17 protein-coding genes and 2 tRNA genes are annotated in these 22593 nt (G+C 65.6%); 14 read left to right on the top strand and 5 right to left on the bottom strand.

The genetic code is table 11. From position 1 onward, the window contains the following. The first annotated feature begins 58 nt into the window (after positions 1-58). From V7060_RS05570 to V7060_RS05515, 12 genes are all read left to right on the top strand, one after another. Positions 59-133: transfer RNA gene (locus V7060_RS05570), tRNA-Val, on the top strand. A gap of 234 nt (positions 134-367) precedes the next feature. Then, positions 368-2275, top strand: a complete 1908-nt coding sequence (gene thrS / locus V7060_RS05565; protein ID WP_334178406.1) for a threonine--tRNA ligase — start codon at positions 368-370, stop codon at positions 2273-2275. A 54-nt stretch (positions 2276-2329) separates the two neighbouring features. Next, positions 2330-2854 carry a translation initiation factor IF-3 gene (gene infC, locus V7060_RS05560; RefSeq protein WP_334178405.1) on the top strand — a complete coding sequence of 175 codons (525 nt, stop codon included), beginning with the start codon at positions 2330-2332 and terminating at the stop codon, positions 2852-2854. Positions 2855-3176: 322 nt separating this feature from the next. Beyond that, positions 3177-3374, top strand: coding sequence for a 50S ribosomal protein L35 (rpmI, locus tag V7060_RS05555; protein WP_014160066.1), 198 nt, complete (start codon positions 3177-3179; stop codon positions 3372-3374). Positions 3375-3384: 10 nt separating this feature from the next. Then, positions 3385-3744 carry a 50S ribosomal protein L20 gene (gene rplT / locus V7060_RS05550; RefSeq protein ID WP_334178254.1) on the top strand — a complete coding sequence of 120 codons (360 nt, stop codon included), beginning with the start codon at positions 3385-3387 and terminating at the stop codon, positions 3742-3744. 190 nt (positions 3745-3934) lie between these two features. Further along, on the top strand, positions 3935-4930 hold the full coding sequence (gene pheS, locus V7060_RS05545) for a phenylalanine--tRNA ligase subunit alpha (RefSeq protein ID WP_334178253.1): 996 nt from the start codon (positions 3935-3937) through the stop codon (positions 4928-4930). Between the two features lie 87 nt (positions 4931-5017). Beyond that, positions 5018-7411: a phenylalanine--tRNA ligase subunit beta gene (gene pheT / locus V7060_RS05540; protein WP_334178252.1), complete on the top strand. Its 2394-nt coding sequence runs from the start codon at positions 5018-5020 to the stop codon at positions 7409-7411. A 55-nt stretch (positions 7412-7466) separates the two neighbouring features. Then, positions 7467-7766, top strand: coding sequence for an integration host factor subunit alpha (locus V7060_RS05535; protein WP_055936063.1), 300 nt, complete (start codon positions 7467-7469; stop codon positions 7764-7766). Further along, positions 7747-8103: a MerR family transcriptional regulator gene (locus V7060_RS05530; RefSeq protein ID WP_055936060.1), complete on the top strand. Its 357-nt coding sequence runs from the start codon at positions 7747-7749 to the stop codon at positions 8101-8103. The genes V7060_RS05535 and V7060_RS05530 overlap by 20 nt, the downstream gene beginning before the upstream one ends. Before the next feature lie 86 nt (positions 8104-8189). Further along, positions 8190-8266: transfer RNA gene (locus V7060_RS05525), tRNA-Pro, on the top strand. Positions 8267-8371: 105 nt separating this feature from the next. Then, a complete protein-coding gene (locus V7060_RS05520; protein WP_334178251.1) occupies positions 8372-8842 on the top strand; it encodes a cupin domain-containing protein in 471 nt (156 codons plus the stop codon). A gap of 90 nt (positions 8843-8932) precedes the next feature. Then, positions 8933-9964 carry a TraB/GumN family protein gene (locus V7060_RS05515; RefSeq protein ID WP_334178250.1) on the top strand — a complete coding sequence of 344 codons (1032 nt, stop codon included), beginning with the start codon at positions 8933-8935 and terminating at the stop codon, positions 9962-9964. Positions 9965-9985: 21 nt separating this feature from the next. Here V7060_RS05515 and dxs read toward each other — a convergent pair whose 3' ends face one another. The 5 genes from dxs to V7060_RS05490 form a co-directional block, all read right to left on the bottom strand. After that, positions 9986-11893: a 1-deoxy-D-xylulose-5-phosphate synthase gene (dxs, locus tag V7060_RS05510; protein ID WP_334178249.1), complete on the bottom strand. Its 1908-nt coding sequence runs from the start codon at positions 11891-11893 to the stop codon at positions 9986-9988. Positions 11894-12331: 438 nt separating this feature from the next. After that, positions 12332-12991, bottom strand: a complete 660-nt coding sequence (locus V7060_RS05505) for an HNH endonuclease (RefSeq protein ID WP_334178248.1) — start codon at positions 12989-12991, stop codon at positions 12332-12334. Between the two features lie 94 nt (positions 12992-13085). After that, positions 13086-14879 (bottom strand): acyl-CoA dehydrogenase C-terminal domain-containing protein, encoded by a 1794-nt coding sequence (locus V7060_RS05500; RefSeq protein ID WP_334178247.1) that lies wholly within the window; start codon positions 14877-14879, stop codon positions 13086-13088. 38 nt (positions 14880-14917) lie between these two features. Next, positions 14918-15391, bottom strand: a complete 474-nt coding sequence (locus V7060_RS05495; protein ID WP_334178404.1) for an LEA type 2 family protein — start codon at positions 15389-15391, stop codon at positions 14918-14920. Positions 15392-15465: 74 nt separating this feature from the next. Further along, positions 15466-16911 (bottom strand): glycoside hydrolase family 30 beta sandwich domain-containing protein, encoded by a 1446-nt coding sequence (locus tag V7060_RS05490; protein ID WP_334178246.1) that lies wholly within the window; start codon positions 16909-16911, stop codon positions 15466-15468. A gap of 212 nt (positions 16912-17123) precedes the next feature. Between V7060_RS05490 and V7060_RS05485 the strand changes: the two genes are divergently transcribed. Continuing rightward, on the top strand, positions 17124-19892 hold the full coding sequence (locus tag V7060_RS05485; RefSeq protein ID WP_334178245.1) for a TonB-dependent receptor: 2769 nt from the start codon (positions 17124-17126) through the stop codon (positions 19890-19892). A gap of 129 nt (positions 19893-20021) precedes the next feature. Beyond that, positions 20022-22565 (top strand): glycoside hydrolase family 3 N-terminal domain-containing protein, encoded by a 2544-nt coding sequence (locus V7060_RS05480; protein ID WP_334178244.1) that lies wholly within the window; start codon positions 20022-20024, stop codon positions 22563-22565. The last annotated feature ends 28 nt before the right edge of the window (positions 22566-22593 follow it).

Below are 22593 nucleotides of genomic sequence, written 5' to 3'. Positions count from 1 at the left end.
CCGGTTGTCGACGACCCCGCTTCCGGGCTAGAATTCGCGCCCCTGCAAAGGGCAGACCGGGCGGTTAGCTCAGCGGTAGAGCACTACCTTGACATGGTAGGGGTCACAGGTTCGAACCCTGTACCGCCCACCACGCTTCCACAGCGTGGATTCCGGAACCACGGGGCCTTCCCTTCGCGCCATCCGCATCACGAGGTGGCCCGCGGAAACGCCGGCCGAGCGTGCGACATGAGCACTACCATCGCCTGAACCTGTTTTTGCCCGAGGCACCGCATCCCGTAGGCGCCCTCGTGGCGCTTTTTTCATGTCCGCACTCCCGCCCGGCCGCTCCTGCGCCGGCGTCATCCAGATCGAGTCCACGCCTCCGATGATCACCATCACGCTCACCGACGGCAGCCGCCGCGAGTTCGAGAACCCCGTTTCCGTCATGCAGGTGGCCCAGTCCATCGGCGCCGGGCTGGCCAAGGCTACCGTGGCCGGTGCGGTCGACGGCGTGCTGGTCGATGCCAGCGACGTCATCGACCACGACGCCGCGCTGCGCATCATCACGCCGAAGGACGAGGAGGGCGTCGAGATCATTCGCCACTCGGCCGCGCACCTGGTCGGCCACGCGGTGAAGCAGCTGTATCCGGACGCGAAGATGGTCATCGGCCCGGTCATCGCCGAAGGCTTCTACTACGACATCCACAGCGAGCGCCCGTTCACGCCCGAGGATCTGGCGGCGATCGAACAACGCATGCAGGAACTGATCGCGCAGGACTACGACGTCATCAAGAAGATGACGCCGCGCGCCGAGGTCGTCGAGGTGTTCAAGGCCCGTGGCGAGGACTACAAGCTGCGCCTGATCGACGACATGGGCCCGGATGTCACGGCGATGGGCCTGTACTACCACCAGGAATACGTCGACATGTGCCGCGGTCCGCACGTGCCGAACACGCGCTTCCTGAAGGCGTTCAAGCTGACCCGCATTTCCGGCGCCTACTGGCGCGGCGACGCCAAGAACGAGCAGCTGCAGCGCATCTACGGCACGGCCTGGGCCGACAAGAAGCAGCTGGAGGCCTACATCCAGCGCATCGAGGAGGCCGAGAAGCGCGACCACCGCAAGATCGGCAAGCAGCAGGAGCTGTTCCACCTGCAGGAAGAGGCGCCGGGCCTGGTGTTCTGGCATCCGAAGGGCTGGGCCATCTGGCAGGTGGTCGAGCAGTACATGCGCAAGGTCTACCGCGACAGCGGCTACCAGGAAGTGCGCTGCCCGCAGATCCTCGACGTCGCCTTGTGGAAGAAGTCCGGCCACTGGGACAACTACAAGGAAAACATGTTCTTCAGCGAGTCGGAGAACCGCACCTACGCGGTCAAGCCGATGAACTGCCCGGGCCATGTGCAGGTGTTCAACCAGGGCCTGCACAGCTATCGCGACTTGCCGATCCGCTATGGCGAGTTCGGCGCCTGCCACCGCAACGAGCCGTCGGGCGCGCTGCACGGCATCCTGCGCGTGCGCGGCTTCACCCAGGACGACGGCCACATCTTCTGCACGGAAGACCAGATCGAGGCCGAGGTCACCGCGTTCCACCAGCAGGCGCTGAAGGTGTACTCGGACTTCGGGTTCGAGGACATCCAGATCAAGATCGCCCTGCGACCGGAGTCGCGCCTGGGCGATGACGCCACCTGGGACAAGGCCGAAGCCGCCCTGCGTGCCGCCCTGCGCAGCTGTGGGGTGGAATGGCAAGAGCTGCCGGGCGAGGGCGCCTTCTACGGGCCGAAGATCGAGTACCACCTGAAGGACGCGATCGGCCGGACCTGGCAGCTGGGGACGATGCAGGTCGATTTCATGATGCCGGGCCGACTGGGCGCGGAGTACGTGGACGAGAACAGCCAGCGCCAGCACCCGGTCATGCTGCATCGGGCCATCGTGGGGTCGATGGAACGCTTCATCGGCATCCTGATCGAGCACCATGCTGGTGCATTCCCGTCCTGGCTGGCCCCCCAGCAGGCCGTGGTGATGAATATCACCGACGCCCAGGCCGATTATGTGGCCGAGGTCCGGAAAACCCTTGCAAATCAAGGCTTCCGGGTGGCTTCCGATTTGCGGAACGAGAAGATCGGTTATAAGATTCGCGAGCACACGCTGCAGCGGGTGCCATACCTGCTGGTGGTCGGCGACCGCGAGAAGGAGAATGGCGCCATCGCCGTGCGCACGCGTTCAGGGGAAGATCTCGGCAGCATGTCCGTCGCTGCCTTCGCCGAACGTTTGCGTAACGAGCACGCCGCGCAATAATTGGTTCCGGTCCGTCCTTCGCGGGCCGGCGCACCCCTCCCTGGAGACTGCAACATCAGCATTCCTGACAACAAGCAAAACCGAAAGAACCTCGAAATCCGCGTTCCGCGCGTGCGCGTGATCGGTTCCGACGGCGAGATGATCGGCGTGCTCACGCGCGACGAAGCCTTGGCCAAGGCGGAAGAAGAGGGTCTCGATCTGGTCGAGATCCAGCCCAATGCCGAGCCGCCTGTCTGCAAGATCATGGACTTCGGCAAGTTCAAGTTCGAAGCGCAGAAGAAGGCGAACGAGGCCAAGAAGAAGACCAAGCAGGTCGAGATCAAGGAACTCAAGTTCCGCCCCGTTACCGACGAGGGCGACTACCAGATCAAGATGCGCAACATCCGCCGCTTCCTGGAAGAAGGCGACAAGGTCAAGGTCAACATCCGCTTCCGTGGCCGCGAAATGAGCCACCAGGAACTGGGTCGCGAAATGGCCGCGCGCATCGAGGCCGAGCTGGGCGACGAGATCGTCATCGAGTCCCGTCCGCGTCTGGAAGGCCGTCAGATGGTCATGATGATCGCCCCCAAAAAGAAGTGAAGTCAGCGGCTTGGCCGCTGACGCCTACTGTTCCCCTCGCCCCGCGTGCGGGGAGAGGGCAAAGGGTGAGGGGAAGGCGCCGCAAGGCGCCTTCCGCTTTTCCGCACTCCGGTCCAAGCCAGGCCTAAGTGGCCGGATTTGCAAGAGAAATCGGCAGCGGGCATAATACGCGGCCCGGTACGCCGGGAGACTGTTCGCAGTCGATGGACCCGTCGCAGGTTCCGTTACGGAATCAACGACTTACAAGCCGATATGGGCACGGATGGAAAGACCACGAACGTGGCGCCCGGATCAGTGACATAACCCCGTCAAGGACATAGCAATGCCCAAGATCAAGACCCACCGGGCGGCGGCGAAGCGTTTTCGCAAGACCGCCTCCGGCAAGTTCAAGGCTGGCCACGCCAACCGTAGCCACATCCTCACCAAGAAAGCGACCAAGCGTAAGCGCGGCCTTCGTGCGACGAACATCATTCGCGCCGAAGACAGCGGCCGTTTGAACCGCATGCTTCCCTACCTCTGAGGACTGAGACATGGCACGAGTTAAGCGTGGCGTGACGGCGCGTCGCCGTCACAAGAAAGTCCTCCACCTCGCCAAGGGCTACTACAACGCCCGTCGCAAGGTATTCCGCGTCGCCAAGCAGGCGGTGATCAAGGCGGGTCAGTACGCCTACATCGGCCGCAAGCAGAAGAAGCGCAATTTCCGTTCGCTGTGGATCACGCGTATCAACGCGGCTGCCCGCCTGAACGGCCTCAGCTACAGCCGTTTCATGAATGGCCTGCTGAAGTCCGGCATCACGCTGGATCGCAAGGTGCTGGCGGACATCGCCGTGCATGATGCGGTCGGCTTTGCGGCCCTGGCTGAAAAGGCGAAGGGCGCACTCGCGGCGTAAGCCGCGTCTCCACCGTAAAGCACTCCGGCAGTCCATCGCCGGGAACACGTGGGGAAGGGCGCGAGTCCTTCCCCATTGTTTTTTGTGGTTCTTGTTCCTGTAGGAGCGACGTGAGTCGCGATGAAGTGCCCGGTCGGCCCATCGCGACTCACGTCGCTCCCACGAGAAGACACCCACTCATGGACCTCCAATGAGCGAAATCGAATCCCTGTCCACACAAGCGCTGGCCGACATCGCCGCCGCGCAGTCGCCCGACGTGGTGGAGCAGCTGCGCGTCGCGCTGCTCGGCAAGAGCGGCAGCATCACCACGCAGCTGAAGCAGCTGGGCACGTTGCCCGCCGACCAGCGCAAGGCGGCGGGCGAGGCCATCAACCGTGCGCGCGACGCCATTGGTGAAGCCTTGTCGATGCGCAAGTCCGTGCTGGAGGACGCCGCCCTCGATGCGCGCCTGGCTGGCGAAACCATCGACATCACGTTGCCGGGCCGCAACGGCGCGCGGGGTGGTCTGCATCCGATCAGCCGCACCCTGGAACGCATCGCCGACATCTTTGGCCGACTCGGCTACGAACTGGCCGACGGTCCCGAGATCGAGGACGACCAGCATAACTTCGAAGCGCTGAACTTCCCGCCGCACCACCCTGCGCGCGCCATGCACGACACGTTCTACTTCGGCGACGGTCGCCTGCTGCGCACGCATACCTCCGGGGTGCAGGTGCGCTACATGGACGCCCACCAGCCGCCGCTGCGCATGATCGCGGCCGGCAAGGTCTACCGCAGCGACAGCGACCAGACCCATTCGCCGATGTTCCATCAGGTCGAAGGCCTGCTGGTCGACGAGCACTCCACGTTCGCCGATCTGAAGGGGACGCTCGCGGAGTTCGTGCGCGCGTTCTTCGAGCGCGATTTCGAGATGCGCTTCCGCCCCAGCTACTTCCCGTTCGTCGAACCAGGCGCGGAAGTCGATATCGCCTGGCAGCAGCCCGACGGCAGCACGCGCTGGCTGGAAGTGCTGGGCTGCGGCATGGTGCATCCGAACGTGCTGCGCAACTGCGGCATCGATCCGGAGCGCTACACCGGCTTCGCCTTCGGCCTCGGCGTGGAGCGCTTCGCGATGCTCCGTTACGGTGTCAACGATCTGCGTGCGTTCTTCGAGAACGACGTGCGGTTCCTGAAGCAGTTCGCGTAGGCGTACCCACGCCCGCTGCTGTTCCGGCATCTCGACACCTGATACATGGCAATGGCGGGCCCGGGCCCGCCCTACGGATCACGAACCATGAAATTCTCTGAAAACTGGCTGCGCAGCCACGTCCCTACCCAGGCCACCCGCGACGAACTGTCCGCCACGCTGACCGCCATCGGCCTGGAGGTCGAAGAGGTCACGGCGCTGGGCGATGGTCTGGCGAACGTGGTCGTGGCGCGCATCGTCGAATGCGCCAGGCATCCCGAGGCCGACCGCCTGCAGGTGTGCCAGGTCGATGCAGGGCAGGGCGCGCTGCTGCAGATCGTCTGCGGCGCGCCGAATGCGCGCCCGGGCCTGCTGGCGCCGCTGGCGATGGTGGGCGCGAACGTCGGCGGCATCGCCATCAAGGCCGCCAAGCTGCGCGGCGTCGAATCCAACGGCATGCTGTGCTCGGCCAAGGAACTCGGCATCGATGCCGATGCGTCCGGCCTGCTGGAACTGCCGTCCGACGCGCCGGTCGGCACGCCCGTCGCCGACTATCTGCAACTGCCGGACGCCAGCATCGAGATCAAGCTGACGCCGAACCGTGCCGATTGCTTCAGCGTGCGCGGCATCGCCTATGACGTCGCGGCGTCGCTGGGCAGCGAAGTGAAGCCGCTGGACTCCACGGCCGTGCCGGCGCAGGGCACGGCGGCCATGGAAGTCGTGCTGGACGCGGGGGCGAAGGTGCCGCGTTTCGCCGGCCGCGTCATCGAAGGTGTCGACGCGCGTGCGGCTACCCCCGTCTGGATGGCGGAGCGGCTGCGCCGCAGCGGCGTGCGACCGATCAGTTTCCTGGTGGACGTCACCCAGTACGTGATGCTGGAGCTGGGTCAGCCGATGCACGCATTCGACCGCGACATGCTGGAAGGACCGGTCGTCGTGCGCGATGCCCGCGCCGGCGAGCGGGCCACGTTGCTGGATGGCCGTACCGTCGCGCTGGACAGTGATTTCCTGGTGGTGTCCGACAGTCGAGGCGGCCGTGGCGAACGCGCCGTCGCCCTCGGCGGCATCATGGGTGGCCTCGACACGCGCGTCACGGACACCACGACCACCGTCTTCCTCGAGGCAGCGCACTGGATTCCGTCGGCCATCATCGGCCGCAGCCGCAAGCTGGGCCTGCACACCGATGCCGGCCATCGCTTCGAGCGTGGCGTCGATCCCGAGTTGCCGCGTATCGCCGTGGAGTACGCCACCCGCCTGATCCTCGATGTCGCCGGCGGAACGCCTGGCCCCACCACGGTGGCGGAACACCTCGAACACCTCCCGAAGCCCATCGCCATCCTGCTGCGCCGCGCGCGGATCGCCCGTGTGCTGGGGGTCGACATTCCGGACGCCGAGATCGAGCGCATCCTGCGCGCGCTGGGCCTGCAGGCGTCCGCCGTCGCCGAGGGCTGGAGCGTGGTCGCGCCCAGCCGGCGCTTCGATATCGCCATCGAGGAAGACCTGATCGAGGAACTCGCGCGCATCCACGGCTACGACCGCGTGCCCACCACGCTGCCGGGTGGCGCGATCCGCATTGCCTCGCCGAGCGAGACCCGTGTCGAGCCCGGCGCCGTACGCCGGCAGCTGGCGGCGCGCGATTATTTCGAAACGGTCAACTTCGCGTTCGTCGACGCCCAATGGCTCGCGCAGTGGGGTGCCGCCGAAGGTGCCGTGCCGCTGGCGAACCCGCTCAGCGCCGAACTGGCGATCATGCGCACGCAACTGCTGCCGGGCATCGTGGCTGCCCTGCAGCGCAACGCCGCGCGCCAGGCGGGTCGCGTACGCCTGTTCGAGATCGGCAACGTGTTCCATGCGTCGGCGCAGGCGGGTGATGCGCCCGTCGAGTCGCTGCGCATCGCCGCCGCGATCACCGGCGAGGCGGTTGCCGAGCAATGGGGCTTGCCGTCGCGCAAGGTCGATTTCCATGACCTCAAGGGCGACCTGGAAAGTGTCGCCGCCCTGGCAGGTGCATCGCTCGAGTTCCGTCCTTCCCAGGCCGCCCATGGCCATCCCGGCCGGTCGGCGGACGTGTACCGCGATGGGATCCGCATCGGCTGGATCGGGCAGTTGCATCCGCGTCTCCAGCGCCAGCTCGACCTGGATGCCGACGTGATCGCGTTCGAACTGGACCTCGCGCCATTGAGCGTCCGGCCGCTGCCGCGTGCCACCGAACAATCCCGCTATCCGTCCGTCCGCCGCGACCTCGCATTCGTCGTTGCCGAGCAGGTGTCGTGGGCGGATCTCGTCGCCACGGTGAAGGCCGCTGCGGGGCCGCTGTTGCGGGACGTGCAGCTGTTCGACCGTTATGTCGGACAGGGCGTCGAATCCGGTCAAAAGAGTCTCGCTATGGGCTTGATTTTGCAGGACAACTCACGCACTCTCGCTGAGGGCGACGTGGCGCAGGTGGTGGCCGCCGTCGTGACCGCGATCGACAGCGCGCACGGCGCGAAGATCCGCGGATGAACGGTATGAGGGCAGTGGCTGGGCCGGCGACGGCCGCAATGGGGACGCAGTATCCATGGCATTGACGAAGGCGGAGATGGCCGAGCGTCTGTTCGACGAGGTCGGCCTGAACAAGCGCGAGGCGAAGGAATTCGTCGACGCGTACTTCGACGTGCTGCGCGAAGCCCTTGAACAGGGCCGTCAGGTGAAGCTGTCCGGCTTCGGCAATTTCGACCTGCGGCGCAAGAACCAGCGCCCGGGCCGCAATCCGAAGACGGGCGAGGAAATCCCGATCTCGGCGCGGACGGTGGTGACCTTCAGGCCGGGACAGAAACTCAAGGAGCGGGTGGAAACCTATGCTGGATCCGGGCAGTAACCGCGAGCTTCCGCCGATTCCGGCCAAGCGCTACTTCACCATCGGTGAGGTGAGCGAACTGTGCGACGTGAAGCCGCACGTGCTGCGGTACTGGGAAACCGAGTTCCCCAGCCTGGAACCGGCCAAGCGCCGCGGCAACCGTCGCTACTACCAGCGCCATGACGTACTGATGGTGCGCCAGATCCGCGGCCTGCTGTACGAGCAGGGCTACACCATCGGCGGTGCGCGTTTGCGCCTGGAAGGCGAGGGTGCCAAGCAGGAGTCCGCGATGAGCGCGCAGATCGTGCGCCAGGTGCGCATGGAACTGGAGGAAATCCTCCAGTTGCTGCGCCGGTGACCTCCGGCGGCGCTCCTGGTGGGAGTCGCCGAAGAATTCCGGCTATAATGCGCGGCCCGTCGAAAGGCGGGCCGATCCGCGAGATTCGGGGCGTAGCGCAGCCTGGTAGCGCATCTGCCTGGGGGGCAGAGGGTCGTCGGTTCAAATCCGGCCGTCCCGACCAATCGCGGTTCGACATCAAGCCTGCGCGCGAGCGCGGGCTTTTTTGTGTCCGTCGTCGCGCGCTGCCGGCGGCGACCCATCCCGGCCGTCGCCAGCAGGAAATCCCATGAATCCCGTGACAGAAGCGTTGATCCGCGACCTGCAGCTGTCACCGCACCCCGAAGGTGGCTTTTTCCGCCGCGTGTACGAGTCGGCCAAACGCACCGAGGTCAACGGGATCGAGCGGCCCACACTCACCGCGATCAAGTTCCTGCTGCCGGAAGCCGTGGTGACCCGCTGGCACCGGGTCGACGCGACCGAGGTCTGGGACTGGCACGACGGCAGTCCCATGGAGCTGTCGATGTTCGATCCGGAACAGCGCACGCTCACGCGGGTGCAACTGGACACCTCCGCCCGTGGCGGCCAATCGAACCAGGTGGTGCCGGCCGGCGTCTGGCAGAGCGCACGCTCGCTGGGCGACTTCACGCTGGTCGATTGCTCGGTGTCCCCAGGCTTCAGCTGGAAGGGGTTCGAGCTGATGCAGAGCGGCAGCGACGACGCACGCACATTGCGCGAAGCGGGCGGCAAGGTGGCCTGAACGGATTCCCCCACGACTGCGCGCAGTCGCACGCCGCTCCCTCGCTCCACGGGCACACTCTCGCGATTCTTCCGCACTGGAGTCGCCGGAATGCGTTTGTCTCTCGGGATGCTGTGGCTGTCGCTGCTGGCCTGGTCGGGTCCGACGGGTGCGCAGGCGATACCGGAGAGCGAGCCGGCGCAGGCGACCGTCGAAGACGGTGTGGTCGACATGGATGCCGTGGTCGTTGCCGGTGTCCAGACGGGTCCCGGGCTATGGAAAGTGCGGCGTGGCGAACACCTGCTCTACATCCTGGGCACCCAGTCGCCGTTGCCGAAGAAGATCACCTGGCGTTCGAATGAGGTCGACCAGGTGCTGCAACTCGCCGACGAAGTCCTGGCCTCTCCGGGCATCATGGTCGATGCCGACGTCGGTTTCTTCCGCGGGCTGACGCTGCTGCCGTCTGCCTTGAAGGCATCCAGGAACCAGGACGGTCAGAGGCTGCAGGATATCCTGCCCGCCGACCTCTATGCCCGCTGGAGTGTGCTGAAGCAGCGTTACGCGCCACGCGACGGCGGCATCGAAAAGAAGCGCCCGCTGATCGCGGCCTACCAGCTCTATGTGGAAGCCTTGTCGGATGCCGGCCTGCGCGAGGGTGGCGTAATCGAGCCGGTCATCGATGCCGTGCTGAAGCAGCGCAAGATGAAACGCACGCCTACCCTGTTGAAGGTCAAGCTGGAGGATCCGCGCGAGGCGCTCGCGGATTTCCGCAAGGAGACCCTCAAGCCCGAAGATCTGGTGTGCTTCGCCAAGACCATGGACGTCATAGAGCGCGACCTTCCGCACGTCGCAGCGCGCGCCAATGCATGGGTGGTCGGTGACTGGCCGGCGCTGCGCTCCGGTTCGCGCCAGGACTGGCTGCAGGCCTGCGCCGTAGCGTGGTTCAACACCGAGACGGCGCGCAAGCGCGGCATTGCCGACATCGAAGCGCGCATGCAGGCGCGGTGGATGGAGGTCGTGGAGGGGGCGCTGCAGAAGAACCGGATCACCTTCGCCACGGTGCCGGTCTGGCAACTGGTCAGGCCGGACGGCTACCTGGCGGCATTGCAGGCGAAGGGATACGAAGTGGAAGCGCCGGAGTGATCCGGCGCATGGATCGCCGATTCAGCCCGCCGCGGTCATCGGTGGCTGCGTGGCCGCCAGCGCAGGCCAGCGCTTCAGCACGCTGGCACGGATGCCGGCCGCATCGATGCCGGCTTCGGCCAGCAGGTCCTCGCGGCTGGCGTGGTGCTGGAACTCGTCCGGCAAGCCCAGGTGCAGCACTGGCAGCGAAATGCCGTCGGCGTTGAGCAATTCGGCCACGCCCGAGCCGGCGCCGCCCATCACCACGTTGTCCTCGATGGTGACGAACCCCTGGTGCGTCTTCGCCAGGTCGAGCAGCAGGTCGCGGTCCAGCGGTTTCACGAAGCGCATGTTCACCACGCTCAGGCCCAGTTCGCGGCCGACCAATTCGGCGGCGGCGACAGTGGAACCGAAAGCAAGCAGCGCCACGCGATTGCCGCGCATGCGCAGGTCGGCCTTGCCGATCGGCAGCGTGTCCAGCGTGCCCTGCAATGCGACCCCGGGGCCGGTGCCACGCGGATAGCGCACGGCAGCGGGGCCGCCGAAGTGGTAGCCGGTGCTCAACATCTGCCGGCACTCGTTCTCGTCCGCCGGTGCCATCACCACCATGTGCGGCACGCAGCGCAGGTAGCTCAGGTCCAGGTTGCCGGCGTGCGTGGCGCCATCCGGCCCGACCACGCCGCCGCGGTCGATCGCGAACAGCACATCGAGCTTCTGGATGGCGACGTCGTGCACCAGCTGGTCGTAACCGCGTTGCAGGAACGTGGAATAGATGGCCACGACCGGCTTGCTGCCTTCGCAGGCCATGCCGGCGGCCAGCGTCACCGCATGCTGCTCGGCGATGGCGACGTCGAAGTAGCGGTCCGGATATTCCTTGCTGAAGCGCACCAGGCCGGAACCTTCGCGCATCGCCGGGGTGATGCCGAGCAGCTTCGGCTCGACCGCCGCCATGTCGCACAGCCACTCGCCGAACACGTCGGTGTAGGTGGGCTTCTTCGCGCCCCCCTTGCTGACCAGGCCTTTCTCCGGATCGAACGGGCCGACGGCGTGGTAGCCGATCTGGTCGCCTTCGGCGAGTTCGTAACCCTTGCCCTTGGTGGTCAGGATATGCAGCAGTTGCGGACCCTTGAGCGTCTTCAATGTCTTCAGCGCGCCGACCAGCGCTTCGACATCATGGCCGTCGATCGGGCCGGTGTAGTGGAAGCCCATCTGCTCGAACAGCGTGGACGGCACGAACATGCCCTTCCAGTGCTCTTCCCAGCGGCGCATGAAGCGTGCTGGCGGCTTCTTCTTGTCGCCCAGCAGCTTCTTGCCGCCTTCGCGCAGCGCATTGAGCGTGCGGCTGCTGCTCAGCCGCCCCAGCATCTTGGTCAAGCCGCCGACGTTCTCGGAGATCGACATCTGGTTGTCGTTGAGGATCACCAGCAGGTTGGGTTCCGGCTCCATGCCGCCGGCATGGTTCAGCGCCTCGAACGCCATGCCGGCCGTCATCGCGCCATCGCCGATCACCGCCACCACCTTGCGGTCGTCGCCCTGCTGCGCGAGCGCGATGGCCATGCCGAGCGCGGCGGAGATGGAGGTGGACGAATGTCCGACGCCGAACGTGTCGTACTCGCTTTCCTCGCGCTTCGGGAATGGCGCCACGCCGTCCTTCTGCTTCACCGTGTGGATGGTGTCGCGGCGACCGGTGAGGATCTTGTGCGGGTAAGTCTGGTGGCCGACATCCCACACCAGCCGGTCGCGTGGCGTCTCGAACAGGTAGTGCAGTGCGACGGTCAGTTCGATCACCCCCAGGCCCGCACCGAAATGCCCGCCGCTCTTGCCGACCGACTCGATCAGGTAGCTCCGCAACTCCTCGGCGATCGCAGGCAGTTCGGATTCGTCGAACTGGCGCAGGTCGGCCGGGACGTGGATGCGAGAGAGGCGGGGATAGCGGTCGGGGGCGATCATCGGCAGCAGGCTTCTTCTGAGCCGTTATTGTCCTCCCCCGATGTGAAGCGGGGCAAGCAAACGGGTGAAGCCGGCGTGGGCCGCCGGGCCTGGGTGGTTCAGGAAGGGCCGCGCCCGCCCGGAGCGGACATCACGCCGAGAGTTTGGGCTTCTTCGGCAGCCGAGCCTTCAGGAAAGCCATCTGGTCGGCCAGGGTGAGCGGACGCGCTTGCGATCTGCCAGTGGCAGATCGCGCGTCAGCGAACGCACGCGCGCAAGCGCGGGCGGGGCATCCTGGCAATGAATCACGCCGAGAGCTTGGACTTCTTCGGCAGCTGAGCCTTCAGGAAAGCCATCTGGTCGGCCAGGGTGAGCGGACGCGCCTGCGATCTGCCAGTGGCAGATCGCGCGTCAGCGAACGCACGCGCGCAAGCGCGGGCGGAGCATCCTGGCAATGAATCATGCCGAGAGCTTGGACTTCTTCGGCAGTTGAGCCTTCAGGAAAGCCATCTGGTCGGCCAGGATGTTGCGGTTCGACAGGATCAGGTGCTCAATCCAGCTGGGCCGGTACGGCACCGCCAGCAACGGCATGTGCGCCTGCTGCGGGGTGCGGTTGCTCTTGCGCGAGTTGCAGTGGAAGCACGCCGTCACGACGTTTTCCCAGATGTCCCTGCCGCCCTTGGAGAGCGGCAGCACGTGGTCGCGCGTCAGGTGCGGGCGCGAGTATTCGTGGCCGCAGTACAGGCACAGGTGGGCGTCGCGGGCGAACAATGCGGTGTTCGTCAATGTCGGCGTGGGCGAAAGCGCATGCGCCCGAGCATGGCCGCGCGAGGCCACGATGGGATGCAGTTCGATCAGGCTCTGTTCGCCGGTCAGCCGCGAAAGGCCGCCGTGCACATGCAGGCACGGGTCACCGAGTGTCCATGCAACGGCGCCGCGAGCGTAGAGGCATGTGGCGTCCTGCCAGTTGATCCAGTCCAGCACGCGGCCATGCGCATCCAGCGACAGCAGTCGCAGGGCGGCAGGATGGGGACGGGGGGACGACGGCGACGGCGACGGGACCGGCGTGGATAGGGAACCGGTCTGGACCAGGTGAAGCTGAGCTCTGTCTGCTTCCATGGAGAAGCAGGTTATACCCAAATGTTGACGAAATGTGTATCCGGTGCGGCTTTTCGTCGGAGGAGCGCGGCAGCCGCGCTCCTCCTGCATCGGATCATTCGCCGAAGCGCGCGTCGTCCATCGCCATCAGCGTGTCCGCTCCGGACTCGATCGCGGCGGCATGGGCCAAGGTGCGCGGCAGGATGCGGGCGAAGTAGAAGCGTGCGGTTTCGCGCTTGGCCTGCTTGAAGGCATCGCCGTGCGTCGACGCATCGGCGGCGGCCACGCTGCGTGCCCACCAGTAGGCCAGCACCACGTAGCCCGAGTAGAACAGGTAGTCGGTGCTGGCTGCGCCGATCTCCTCGGGATTCGTTGCGGCCCGCTGCAGGATGTTCTTCGTCAGTCCGGCCCATTCGGCTGCCTTCTGCTGCAGCGGATCGATGAATTCGGTCAGCGACGCGTCGTTCCTGTGCTGCTGGACGAAGGCATGCACGTCGGCGAGGAACAACTTGAGGCCGGCGGCCTGCGTGGCTGCGGTCTTGCGCCCCATCAGGTCGAGCGCCTGGATGCCGGTGGTGCCTTCGTACAGCGTGGTGATGCGGGCATCGCGCGCCAGCTGTTCCATGCCGTGCTCGTGGATGTAACCGTGGCCGCCGAAACACTGCAGCGCGTGGTACGTGTTCTCGATGCCCCACTCGGTCTGGCACGCCTTTGAGATCGGCGTGAGGAAGCTCACCAGCGTGTCGGCGCGCTCGCGTTCGGCGGGATCCCCGGCGTGGTTGGCGATATCGATCAGTGTGCCGGCATGCAGCGCCAGCAGGCGGCTGCCCTCTACCAGCGATTTCACCGTCAACAGCATGCGGCGCACATCGGGGTGAACGATGATCGGATCGGCGGGTTTTTCGGGAAACCTGGCGCCGCTCAGCGAGCGCGTCTGCAGACGCTCGCGCGAGTAGGCAAGCGCGTTCTGGTAAGCGCGCTCGCTCAGTCCGATGCCCTGCAGGCCGACGCCGAGGCGCGCGGTGTTCATCATGGTGAACATCGCCTGCAAGCCCTTGTGCGGCTGGCCGACCAGATAGCCCTGCGCGCCGTCGAAATTCATCACGCAGGTGACGGACGCCTTGATGCCCATCTTGTGTTCGATCGAGCCGCACGCCACTGCGTTGCGTTCGCCCACGGTGCCGTCCTGCGCGACCTTGAACTTCGGGGTGACGAACAGCGAAATGCCCTTCGCGCCCACCGGTGCATCCGGCAGCTTCGCCAGCACCAGGTGCACGATGTTGTCGGTCAGGTCGTGCTCGCCGGCGGTGATGAAGATCTTGGTGCCGGTGATGGCATAGCTGCCGTCGGCATTCGGTTCGGCCTTCGTCTTCAGCAGGCCGAGGTCGGTGCCGCAATGCGGTTCGGTCAGGCACATGGTGCCGGTCCAGCGGCCTTCGACGAGCGGCTTGAGGAAGACCTCCTGCTGCCAGGGTTCGCCGTGATGCTTGAGCGCTTCCACCGCGCCGTGCGACAGCAGCGGGAAGTTGCCCCAGGCCAGGTTGCTGGCATTGACGAGTTCGTTGAGCGGCACGCCCATCGTGTGCGGCAGGCCCTGACCGCCGAGCTCGGGCGAGGCGGTCAGCCCGGTCCAGCCACCCTCCACGAACTGCGTGTACGCCGCCTTGAAACCCGGCGGCGTGGTGACCTCGCCGGTCGTCCTGTCGAGCTGGCTGCCGACTTCATCGCCGACGCTGTTCAGCGGTGCGAGGACGGTTTCCGAGAAGCGCGCCGCTTCATCAAGGACTGCATCGAGGATGTCGCGGGTCGCGTCGGTGTAGCCGAGGCGCTGGAACAGCGGCTCCACGCCCAGCACGTCGTACAGGGCGAAGCGGAGATCGGTGAGGGGAGCTTTGTAGGACGCGGGCATGCAGGTTCTCGGAATCGCGGATGAGGGGAAGGCGGTGCTCAGCGCAGCACGCCATCCAGGCCGGGGACGGGATTGAGGGTGTTGCGGGTATCGATGTCGAAAGTACGCAGCTTGGCGTCCTGCGGCGTGGCTCCGGCGCTGCCCTTCAGTGTGTACGGCAGGGTGCGACGGCCGGCGAGCGCGTCGGCCACCACGATGCGACCGGCGCTGCTGGGTGAGAAGGCCACGGTAACGACGTCCGCCGATTCCGGGCCGACCGACAGGCCGGGCGTCGCGCGCAGCTTGCCGGCCTCCTGATCGCCCACCTGCACGTCGACTTCCACGGTGTCGAAGCGCATCGGGATGCTGCTGTAGTTCTGCAGCCGCAGGTCCACGGCCCACTGGCCGTCGGCCTTCACCGTCAACTGCTGCACGCTCACGGCGGGATCGGAGACGCGGCGGACCACGCCGTCGCCGCAACCGGCCAGCAGGGCCGTCGCCGCCAGCAGTGCCAGCAGGGAAGTACGTCGCATCATGCCGCTGCTCCAGGAGGGGAGGCGGCAGGATACTACGGCGTATGGCGGGCCGGGCGTCTGCTGTCCGCCGGTCAGTCGTGCTGCATCGCGTCAGGATTCCACACGAAGGTGGCGACGCTGCGCGCCGGCAGCGTGTAGTGGAAGGCGCGTTCGCCGTGTCCAACGCTGAACCTGCGCCGCTGCGTTGCGGAGTTGGCGACCAGCAGCACCAGCGAGCCATCGTCGGCATTGCGGAAGGCGACGTTGTCCAGATCGCCGATCGCCTCGCTCGACGCGATCCGGTGCGCGCCGGGTCGCACGAACCGGCTGGCATGCGCGAGCGCGTAGTACTCGTCGGTGCGGGTGACGGTGCCCGTGCGCGAGTCGATGGTCACCACGCCGCGGCAGGTGTCGCAGCCACCGGCATAGGGGCCGTTGTTCTCGTCCAATGCCAGGTTCCAGAACAATGCGCCGCGCGCCCAGTGGCGCGCGCTGCGGATGATGATGTTCTTCATCTGCAGTGGCAGGCCGCCGCTGCGCACCGGCTCCCAATCGCCGCCCGAACACTCGGTCATGTAGGCGTCCTTGTCGGGGAAGGCGTCATGCACGGGCGATTGCGCGGCGACATCGCCGCCATAGCAGTGCCACGCCACGGCTGCGACGTACGGATTGGCTTTGGCATCGGCCAGCACGCCCAGTGGTTCCTCCGGCTTGTCCCAGTTGTGGTCCCAATCGAAGATCAGTGGACCGTCCCCGCGCGCCGCGATCATCGGACCGAGGTGGTCGCTGATGAGCCGCGCACGGGCCGGCGCATTGAGGCGCATGCCGGGATAGTCCTTCGGTTCGTAGTCCGGCTCGTTCTGCACGGTCAGCGCGAATACCGGCACGCCCTCGGCGGCATATGCATCCACGTACTTCAGCAGATAGCGCGAGAACGCGTCGTAATACTTCGGCAGCAACGTGCCCTGGATCAGGCTGTTGCTGTCCTTCATCCAGCCAGGCGCACTCCATGGCGAGGCCATGATCTTCAGTTGCGGATTGATGGCGAGCATCGCGCGCGCAACCGGAATCACGTCACCGCGATTCTCGTCGATGCTGAAGTGAGCGAGTTCGGGGTCCGGCTTGCCGTCCGGCGTATCGTCGAGACTGTAGTGGTGGCGCGAAAAATCCGATGCGCCGATGGTCAGGCGGGAAAAGCTCAGGCCCAGCCCGCCGTTTTCCCGGCCGAACAGTTCCTTCAGTAGCCCATCGCGTTGCTCGGGATCCAGCTTGTGCTGGATCAGCCAGGCGGAGGAGTCGGTCAGCGATGCGCCGAAGCCGACGATCTCCTGGAAGCGGCGCGTGTCGTCGACGAGGATGCGTTGCGTCTCGGTGCCGTCGTCGGCGATGAACCTCGCAGGCGCCGATGCTGCCAGCGCGGTCTTGTGGTCTGCGGTGGTGATCCATGCCGCGACATCCTGCGCCTTGAGCGGAAGCACAAGCGCCAACGACGCCAACAGCAGGCTGGTTTGTAGTGGTCGAATCAGTTGCTGCGTCATGGTGGATTCCTCTCGCGGGGGACTCGCGAATCCCTCCCGGAATCCACGCAAAGCGGGTGCTGCAATGCAGCGAATAATTCAGCGCCAACGTCCTTGCATCACGCAGATCCGATCCTGCACGCGCTGACAGGCGTCGATCGTTAGGAATTTGTTGACAGTGCATTGAAGCTTCTATATGACAGCGCTGTCAACACCGGTCGGAGAGGGACCAGATGAAGTACTCGAATCACATTGCGAACGCATCTTCGCGTCGCACACCGCGCAGGCAGCATCTGGCCGTCGCATGCTGCCTGGCATTGGCGCTACCTGTCGTCGCAAGCGCGCAGCAGGCAGCGGCTTCGGCCGAACCGTCCGTCGAGACGCTCGATACCGTCAAGGTGACCGGCATCCGGGCCGCCATCGCCAGCGCGGTGGAGACCAAGAACGAATCCACGTCCATCGTCGAGGCCATCTCCGCCGAAGACATCGGGAAACTGCCCGACATCAGCATTGCCGACTCGATTTCGCGCCTGCCTGGCCTGACCATGCAGCGTGTCGATGGACGCGCGCAGGTGATCCACATCCGCGGCATGTCGGAGCAGTTCGCCGGCACCCTGCTGAACGGCCGCGAGCAGGTCACGACCGGCGACAACCGCGGCGTCGAGTTCGACCAGTACCCGGCCGAGTTGGTCAGCGGCGTGACCGTGTACAAGACGCCGGACGCTTCGCTGGTCGGACAGGGCCTGTCCGGTACCGTGAACATGCAGACAGTACGTCCGCTGGATTTCAGCGAGCGCCGGATCGTGTTCAGCGGTCAGGGCGAGTCCAATTCGCTGGGCGACCTGACTGCGGGCGGCGACGACAAGGGCTACCGCGTTGCAGCGTCCTACATCGATCAGTTCGCCAACGATACGGTTGGCCTCGCCATCGGCGTGGCGCGAATGAATTCCCCCTTCCAGGAAAAACATTACAAGTCATGGTGGTGGGCGAATACCGACCTGTGGGGCACTCCGCAGGATGGCAAGCCGGCCGATGCGATCGCGCTGCAGGGTGCCGAGGCTTGGGTGAAGTCACGCGACATGACGCGCGACGGCGTGATGGCAGTGCTGGAATTCAAACCCAACGACACCTGGCACAGCGTGGTGGATGCCTACCATTCCAAGTTCAAGCAGGGCGAGTGGATGCGTGGCGTGATGTGGACCAACGATCCGTGGTGGAACGGCGGGGCTGCGGACTACTCCAACGTCGGCACGACGGATTACCACGGCACGCCGGTCGTCACCAGTGGTACCTTGAGCGGCATCCAGCCCCTGGTGCGCAACGACGACAATCGGCGCGAGTCCAAGCTCGACTCGTTCGGCTGGAACAACGAGTTCAAGTTGGGGGCGTGGACCCTGGCGGCCGATGCGAGTTATTCGCGCGCTGAAATCGAGGAGTCGAAGCTGGAAGCCTACGCGGGCATGCTGGGTGGCGTGAGCGCGGATTTCCGCATCCCGTTGTCGCCGGGCTATGCCAACTACGGGTTGCCTGACCTGTCCAATCCGAACGCCGTGTACCTGAGCGACCCACAAAGTTACGGACGCGAAGCACGCCTCGAGGACTCGCGGCAGAAGGACGAGTTGAAGGCCTTCCGGCTTTCCGTCAATCGTGCGGTCGAGTCATCCGATTTTCTTCGTAGCTGGGATGCGGGCTTCAACTACAGCAAGCGAACCAAGAGCAAGAGCGCTGACGTGTACTTCGGCCTCCTGCGGAATGATCGCTCGCCCACCCTGGTCGATCCGTCGCTGCTGCTGACGCCGACCGATCTCGGCTTCGCTGGAATGGGTCGCGTGCTGACGTTCAATCCTCGTGCTCTGCTGTCCCGTTACTACGATGTCGCCCTGAACGAGGACAACAACGACCTGCAGAAGGACGCGATCACCGAAGAGCAGATCAAGACCTTCTACTTCAAGGCCAACCTGGACATGGACATCACGGATGCCGTGCGCCTGCGCGGCAACGCCGGCGTCCAGTACATCCGCACCGAGCAGACATCCCAGGGCGTCTACTTCGATCCGACCGGCATGCATATCGGTTCGGCGGGTGCGTCGTACGGCGATATCCTGCCCAGCCTGAATCTGGTGCTGGATTTCGGCAACGGCTGGAATGTGCGTTTCGGCATGGCCAAGGAGCTGATGCGTCCGCGCATCAACGACATGGGCGCCTACGCCAGTGTCGGGTTGTCGGATGGCAGTACCGGTCCCCGTCGATGGTCTGGAAGCGGCGGTAACCCCACGTTGGAACCGTATCGTGCAAATGCGATCGATCTCTCGATCGAAAAGTATTTCGGTACCGCCAGTTACGTGGCCCTGGCCGGCTTCTACAAGAACCTGGATTCGTACGTCTACACCCGCGAGATCCCTTGGAACTTCGCAGGCTACGATTACCCGGTTTCTCCTGCCGGTCCGCCCGAATCGGACTGGGGTACGTTCTCCACGCCGGCCAACGGCACCGGAGGTTACATGCGCGGCGTGGAGGTCAGCACCGCACTCGGAGGCGACCTGATCAATCCGTCGCTGGATGGGTTCGGCCTGCTGGTGAACGCGTCGTACACGGAGTCGTCGATCGATCCCGATGGTCCCGACCAGGGGTCCAGCACCGACACGTTCCCCGGCCTCTCGAAGATTGTCGCCAATGCCACGCTTTACTACGAAAAGCATGGCTTCTCGGCGCGTGTCAGCCAGCGCTATCGCGACAAGTACCGCGGCGAATACAGCAGTCTGTTCGGGCAGCGCGTGTACCGTTACACGCTCAGCGAGCGTACCGTCGACCTGCAACTGGGCTACGACTTCCCGGAATCCAGCCGGCTGTCGGGACTGTCGATCCTGTTCCAGGTGAACAACGTCAACAACGAACCCTTCCGTACCGAAGTCAGTTCCGGCACGCATCCGGACCTGTTCTTCCCCGAGGAGTACACCGAATACGGCCGCCAGTACATGCTCGGCTTCCGCTACAAGCTGTGATCGAAGCCGATCGTCGATAACCGCAGTACCTGACGGGATGCGGGGCCTGGCCCCGCGTCCCGTCCGATTTTCATCAAGGCGCGGATCCTGTCGGGGATGTTGTGCGCGCCGCCATCTAGGGAGAAGCGAGTGAATCCGATCCGAGTGACCCTGCTGGGGGCCAGTCTGCTGGCCTGCCTGTCGTGTAGTGCCCAGAAGGAACCCGAACAGAAACCCGCCGGCGCAGCCGCGAACGATGCGGCAGAACTGAAGGACTGGCCGGCGCTGAAGAGCAGCTTCGCGCAGGATCCTGCCGTCGAGGCACGCGCCGCCGAAATCCTCGCCAGCATGACGCTGGAGCAGAAGATCGGTCAGATGGTGCAGCCGGAGATCAAGTCGATCGGACCGGACGACGTGCGCAGGTACTACATCGGCTCCGTGCTCAATGGCGGCGGCTCCTGGCCGGCGATGAACAAGCACGCCAAGGTCGAGGATTGGGTCAAGCTGGCCGACGCCTACTACGACGCGTCGATGTCCACTGACGCCAAGATCCCGGTGCCGGTGATCTGGGGCACGGATGCCGTGCACGGCCACAGCAACGTCTACGGTGCGACGATCTTCCCGCACAACATCGGCCTGGGTGCCGCGCACGACGTCGAACTGATCGAGCGCATCGCCGAAGCCACCGGCCAGTCCACGCGCGCCACCGGCGTCACGTGGACGTTCGCGCCCACCGTCGCCGTCGCACAGGACGCGCGCTGGGGCCGCACCTACGAAAGCTATTCCTCGCAGCCGGCACTGATCCGCGAATACGCGGCCGCCTACGTCAAGGGCATGCAGGGCCTGCTCGACAAGGACGGCAACGTCGTCGCCACCGCCAAGCACTTCATCGGCGACGGCGCCACCGACGGCGGCAAGGACCAGGGGAACGCCACGATCACCCAGTCGCAGATGATCAACATCCACGGCCAGGGGTACTACGGCGCCATCGAGGCCGGTGTGCAGACGGTGATGGCGTCGTTCAACAGCTGGGACGACGTCGCTGCCGGCAAGGACTACGGCAAGATGCACGGCACGCGCGACCTGCTGACGGTCGCGCTGAAGGAGAAGATGGGCTTCGACGGTTTCGTCGTCTCCGACTGGAACGGCATCGGCCAGGTCACCGGCTGCAGCGACGACAGTTGCCCGCAGGCCATCAACGCCGGCATCGACATGGTGATGGTTCCGGACAAGTGGAAGACCTTCATCAGCAACACCATTGCGCAGGTGAAGTCGGGCGAGATCCCGCAGGCGCGCATCGACGACGCCGTCACCCGCATCCTGCGCGTCAAGCTGCGCGCCGGCCTGTGGCAGCACAAGCCGTCGGCCAGCCAGCATGCAGGCAAGCTGGATTCGCTGGTGCACCGTGACCTCGCCCGTCGTGCCGCACGCGAGTCGCTGGTACTCCTGAAGAACGACGGCGGCGCGCTGCCGCTGAAGCGGGGCCAGCGCGTGCTGCTGGTCGGCAAGAGCGCCGACAGCATCTCCAACCAGACCGGCGGGTGGTCGTTGACCTGGCAGGGCACCGACAACACCAACGCCGACTTCCCGAATGCCGACAGCATCGCCGCCGGCCTGCGCGAGCAGCTTGGCGACGCGAACGTTGTGCTGCGCGACAGTGCCGAAGGCGTGGATCCCGCCAGCTACGACGTCATCGTCGCCGCCATCGGCGAAACGCCGTACGCGGAAACCAATGGCGACATCGTGCCGTCCGACACGATGGCGCACAGCCGTCGCCATCCGGAAGACCTGGCCACGCTCAAGGCGGCCGCCGCCACCGGCAAGCCGGTCGTCACCGTGTTCCTGTCCGGCCGTGCGTTGTACGCCAACGACCTGATCAATCTGTCCAACAGCTTCGTCGCCGCATGGCTGCCGGGCACGGAGGGCAAGGGCGTCACCGACGTGCTGGTCGCGGATGCGGAAGGCAAGCCAGCGCACGACTTCCGCGGCAAGCTGACGTTCCCGTGGCCGGCCGTCGCCTGTCCGAAGGCCGACAGCACGCCGCAGTTCGCGCTGGATACCGGCCTGCGCTACGGCGACAGCAGCAACGTCGGCAAGCTGCCGGAAGACAACGCCGCGAGCTGCGGTGAAGCCACGGCGATGGGCGTGTTCAACCAGTCCGACATCGCGCCTTTCACCCTGCAAATGGCAGCAGGCAGCGAAGCGCAGGCCGTTGGCCCGGACATGAACAACACTCAGCGCTGGCCGCAGGCCAAGCCCGCGCTGCAGGTCGCCACCGTGCAGGTCAACACGCAGCAGGATGCCAAGGAAGTGACGTGGCTCGCGCCGGCGCGTTTCTTCGCCCGCAACCCGTCGAAGAACAACCTTACTTCGATGGCGACGGCGCGCGGTGCCGTGCAGTTCGACGTGATCGTCAAGCAGGCGCCGACCAGGCCGGTGCAGTTCACCGTCGGCTGCGGCGCGAACTGCGGCGCCAGTCTCGACCTCACTGCCACCTTCTCCGGCGACGCCGTCGGCAGGAAGCAGACGGTGAAGGTTCCCCTGGCTTGCTTCGGCAAGCTGGGTGCGGACCTGAGCGGCGTGGATACGCCCTTCAGCATCACCGCCGATGCGCCCTTCGCCGCCGCCTTCACCAACATCCAGGTGGTGGCCGGTGCAGCCGACGCGCCGGATGCGGTGAAGTGCGCGCAGTAAGGTGGTCCACCCGGCGCCCCGCAGTTTC

It is taken from the genome of Pseudoxanthomonas sp. (assembly GCF_036845285.1).
In the GTDB taxonomy this organism is placed as follows: domain Bacteria; phylum Pseudomonadota; class Gammaproteobacteria; order Xanthomonadales; family Xanthomonadaceae; genus Pseudoxanthomonas_A.
This window is presented reverse-complemented; position numbering and strand designations above follow the sequence as displayed.